The organism is Neobacillus drentensis, assembly GCF_036966985.1.
Lineage (GTDB): Bacteria > Bacillota > Bacilli > Bacillales > Cytobacillaceae > Neobacillus > Neobacillus drentensis_E.
Map to the genome: position 1 here is coordinate 237 of NZ_JBALSN010000619.1, position 4120 is coordinate 4356.

Sequence of the window (4120 nt, forward strand, 5' to 3'; positions counted from 1 at the left end):
CTGGAACGGAAATCAACAGACAAGTTTAACATTGCTTTTTTTTATAAAAATCATGATTCCTGGGTACTTTGGTAGTATATGAAAGGCGTAGGAGGCAAACAGCCATTGGAATTTAATACAATTAAAAAATGGGATGCACAGTTATGGAATACCCAGATAAGCCCTATTTACCACCGAGCATTCGATGGAAAGGGAGCAAAGCCTGAGAAAATCATACGCAATATGTTTAGCAAACAACTTTGTTACTTACATATCGGAATGGTGGAGAATCAGATAGTGGCCATGGCAGTAACAGGTAAACTGGAAGGCACCGATGCTTTAATCATTGATTATCTTGCTGTCGATTCTAAGTGGCAGCATCGCGGGATTGGCATGCAAATGATGCGGTATATCCAAGAATGGGCAATGACCAAAGGAAATTTGAAAAGTATGGTAATTGAAGTGGAATCTGAAGAGACACCCGAAACACTAACTAGAAACCAATTCTGGAAAAAGTGCGGCTTCACAATGACAGAATACATACACCATTACATCTGGGTCCCCGAATCCTATCGGGCTATGTATTTAATAATGGTGCCTGACACCAATATACCAAAACACGGTGAGGAACTGTTTAAGTATATTGAAAGGTTCCATAAGGCGTCGTATCAAGGGGCATAATCTGAAGGGTAAAATAAATTTTTTGTAAAGCAGGTCTTTTTGTGGGCTGTGTAGTAAATAATACTGAGGTTTTCATTGAAAGGGGAGTTACCTATGAAGGGGCAAGCGACACCTTATTTAATGTTTGATGGGAAGGCAAAAGAGGCTTTACATTATTACAGAGATGTATTCGGCGGGGAGATATCCAATCTCCAAACTTATGGTGAGGCGGACTATCCTACGCCGCCAGAGGCACATGATCGTATTATCCATGCCCAATTTAAATGTGGTGATTTATTCTTAATGGTTTCGGATGCGTTTCCCGGTAATTCCGTAGTGGTTGGAAATAATATTTCCTTAACGCTGGAATTTGAAAGTGAAGAAGAAATCCAAAAGATTTATGATGCACTGAGTCAAAACGGGCAAGTATTCATGGAACTGCAGGATACTTTTTGGGGAGCAAAATACGCGAAGGTCAAAGATGCTTATGGTGTAATTTGGGATTTAAATCATACAAAATCCTAATTACATAAAGAGAGAGGAGGCTGGATTCCTTCGCCTCCTCTCTTTACATATAAAGACCCGCTAAGAAAATTCCCAGTGATTTTTTGTACATATCATCAAACATGGACAAGGGAAGTGGATTGATTCCACGCCCGAGCTCAATTGTAAAGCCTGTTCGCTGCCAGTCCTGTATAAACCAGTCCTTGTAACCGGCGTAACTAGCAATCGTTTTCACCGGTTCATACCCACTGACGCGGCTAAATTCTTGGACGATCACCTCAGACTCAGCAGGCTCAAGATTTTCAAATCCCCAGTAGATGACCTCACCCTGTGTATGGAAGGCCAGCACTCGTGCAAAATCCCGTTCTTTTGTTAGATTTGCCATCGCAATAGCTTCGGGCTCTAACAATGGTTTTTCTCCCACATAGTCTCGTGGTCCAGGCTCATTTGGGTTCCGCGCTTTCTCCAATTCCCATCTAGCCGGGAATTGGTCATTAAGATCGACGCCTCGAATATTTGCTTTCCATTCTGTAAAGTCAATGCTTCCTTTATTAAATTCAACCACTCTTGTTTGCCATTCTTCCTGATCAGGTGGTCCGTTTAAAACGAGGTCGACTCCATCCGGATTTACCATTGGGACGATGGATAAAGTACTTTGTTGGTAAAGTGGAAAAGTATTTAATCCTCGGATAGGTTGATGATTTGTTAAGGATAATAGGTAATCATTTAAAAAAGTCAAAATCGCCAAGGAAGTAATCCATTCATTGGCATGAAAGGAACCATTATAATGAACCTTTTTTTCACCTGTTCCAACGATGATCTCTGGAATGTCTCTTCCGAGAACGGTCTTTCCAATGTTTGAAACTTGTAAAAATGGATATATCTCTTTTAATCTGTTGATATCTTTTAGCAGATTGCTGTAATCATATTTTTGGCCACTTTGAACTAATCTCCAGTTAATCCTGGTTGGAACCTTTATGGTTTGGCCCGGACTGAGGTTTGAGGGATTTAATTCAGGGTTAGTCAACTCCATTGCTTTAAGAGGGAGGTTCATCTGTTGAGCAATGCTCCATAATGAGTCTCCTTGTTGAATCTGATATTCTTTTGCAATAAAACCAGGAATCCGTACCTGCTGGCCGACAGAAAGATTATTGGGATCGATCTTTGGGTTGGAATCATTAATGAGCTGTAAATTAACCTGAAACATCTGGCTGTAATGCCATAATGAATCTCCTTGTCTAACAACAATCTCCATTTATGCCCACCTGCTTTAAAAAAATTGTTTAATTATATCTATGCTTTAGGGAATAAAATATTAGTTAGAATTAAAGTGCCCGGCGAACCATTATTCTAAAAATCTGCCCTTCCATTCAGGCAATGGAAGCATACAGCTTTCTTTTTTTCCAAACCATTTATAACGGTTATTTGCCACAATGTCATAAAGAAAGTCCCTTGAAAAAGGAGGGAGGAACCGAAGGATCGATAAAAATGGCCATGCTCTGCCTAGCTTTCTACAAACCCGGAGTGCTGCACTTGATTTGACATAAGCTTTGTCATTTTCTAGGAGGACGAAACTCTTTAAATCATTGTTCAAGCCATGTTTTTTTAAAAGTGACTGGCCCGATTCGCTTTGGAGAGAAGCAAACTTGAATAATCCAATGGAATCTCTTTTTATTATAAATTGCACACTGTTGTTGCACAGATTACAAACTCCATCAAATAAAATGATCCGTTCCAAAGTTTCACCACCTTTTTTCTTCGTGTACGTTTTCCTTAGTTTAGCATATTTCTTAAGCTGGTCGCTCCTATAGGTATTTTGGGTTTTTTACTATTAAAAATATTCTTGCTAAATGGGAAATCCATCCTATATATTGGAAAAGAGACCAAAATTATTTAGTTTATCTTCATTTGTACAGAGATAGAAGGGGGCGGAGGTATGGGCTTTAATGATGGTTTTGAGTTCTTTGATATTATGTTTATCATTATCCCTATTTTTATTGTTCTTGTGGCTGGCTTCATTTTGTTTACGTTTATTAAAGGGATTAAAATGTGGAGTCATAATAATAAACAACCACGCTTAACAGTGGTTGCGGTTGTTGTCTCAAAAAGATTGCAAGTGAGTGGAGGCGGGGATGATCATTCTTCAAGTACATGGTACTATGCCACATTTCAAGTTGAAAGTGGTGACCGGATGGAATTCAGTGTGGACGGTCGGGAATATGGTCTACTGGCAGAAGGCGATGTCGGCGAGCTAAATTTCCAAGGCACAAGATACCATGGATTTACACGAAACCAAGCAGGGGCATAGAAAGCTAAAGAAAACCAAAAAAGGAACAAACAGGAGAAACCAAAAACCAATGGGTTTCTTCATTTTTTAAAGACAGTGTCCATTGGAGGCGGACAAATAACCGAAGTGTCCACAACTGGTGCTTGACACCATTTAAAGACACCAATTAAAGACATAAGAGGAAATTAATTTCCAGATAAATTCTCTTAAGAAATTGGGAAAGTATGTTTATTTCCACCATTTTTATGGTATTATGGAATGTGTTCGACATTTTCAAGTTAGTATTCTAGGAAAATACAAATTGTTTATAGGAGGGAACTTACTTGAAGAATATAATAAAAAGAGCTCCCTACTTGCTTTTCTTGCTGGTCATTCCCGCTTTGGCCAAGATATATGAATTATTAAATTCCCGTTCACATAGATCTATTGATATTAGTACTTCAATTGACCATGCGATTCCGTTTTTGTCAGTTTTTATCATTCCCTATATAATCTGGTATGCTTATATCTTTGGTTATCTTGTATACTTTTGTTTTAAGGACACAAAAGTATACCTGAAGACGTTAATATTAATCGTTGTAGGAGAGTTAATTTGTTTTGTTATATATTTCTTTTTCCAAACAACAGTTCCAAGACCAACCATTATAGGGGATAATTACTTTAATAATCTTGTTCAATGGATTTATGCAC

5 protein-coding genes and 1 pseudogene are annotated in these 4120 nt (G+C 38.4%); 4 read left to right on the forward strand and 2 right to left on the reverse strand.

Going from position 1 to position 4120, the window contains the following annotated elements; translation table 11 throughout:
- Positions 1-105: 105 nt before the first annotated feature.
- Both V7659_RS29185 and V7659_RS29190 read left to right on the forward strand, forming a co-directional pair.
- Positions 106-660 (forward strand): GNAT family N-acetyltransferase, encoded by a 555-nt coding sequence (locus V7659_RS29185; protein WP_335543542.1) that lies wholly within the window; start codon positions 106-108, stop codon positions 658-660.
- Positions 661-753: 93 nt separating this feature from the next.
- On the forward strand, positions 754-1164 hold the full coding sequence (locus V7659_RS29190; protein ID WP_335543543.1) for a VOC family protein: 411 nt from the start codon (positions 754-756) through the stop codon (positions 1162-1164).
- Positions 1165-1207: 43 nt separating this feature from the next.
- On the opposite strand, the gene V7659_RS29195 is transcribed toward V7659_RS29190, so the two are convergent.
- Both V7659_RS29195 and V7659_RS29200 read right to left on the reverse strand, forming a co-directional pair.
- Positions 1208-2398: a M14 family metallopeptidase gene (locus V7659_RS29195; RefSeq protein WP_335543544.1), complete on the reverse strand. Its 1191-nt coding sequence runs from the start codon at positions 2396-2398 to the stop codon at positions 1208-1210.
- A 90-nt stretch (positions 2399-2488) separates the two neighbouring features.
- Positions 2489-2881, reverse strand: coding sequence for a thiol-disulfide oxidoreductase DCC family protein (locus tag V7659_RS29200; protein WP_335543545.1), 393 nt, complete (start codon positions 2879-2881; stop codon positions 2489-2491).
- A gap of 198 nt (positions 2882-3079) precedes the next feature.
- Between V7659_RS29200 and V7659_RS29205 the strand changes: the two genes are divergently transcribed.
- Positions 3080-3451: a DUF2500 domain-containing protein gene (locus V7659_RS29205; protein ID WP_335543546.1), complete on the forward strand. Its 372-nt coding sequence runs from the start codon at positions 3080-3082 to the stop codon at positions 3449-3451.
- 302 nt (positions 3452-3753) lie between these two features.
- Positions 3754-4120: pseudogene (locus tag V7659_RS29210) on the forward strand (phosphatase PAP2 family protein); the annotation flags it as partial.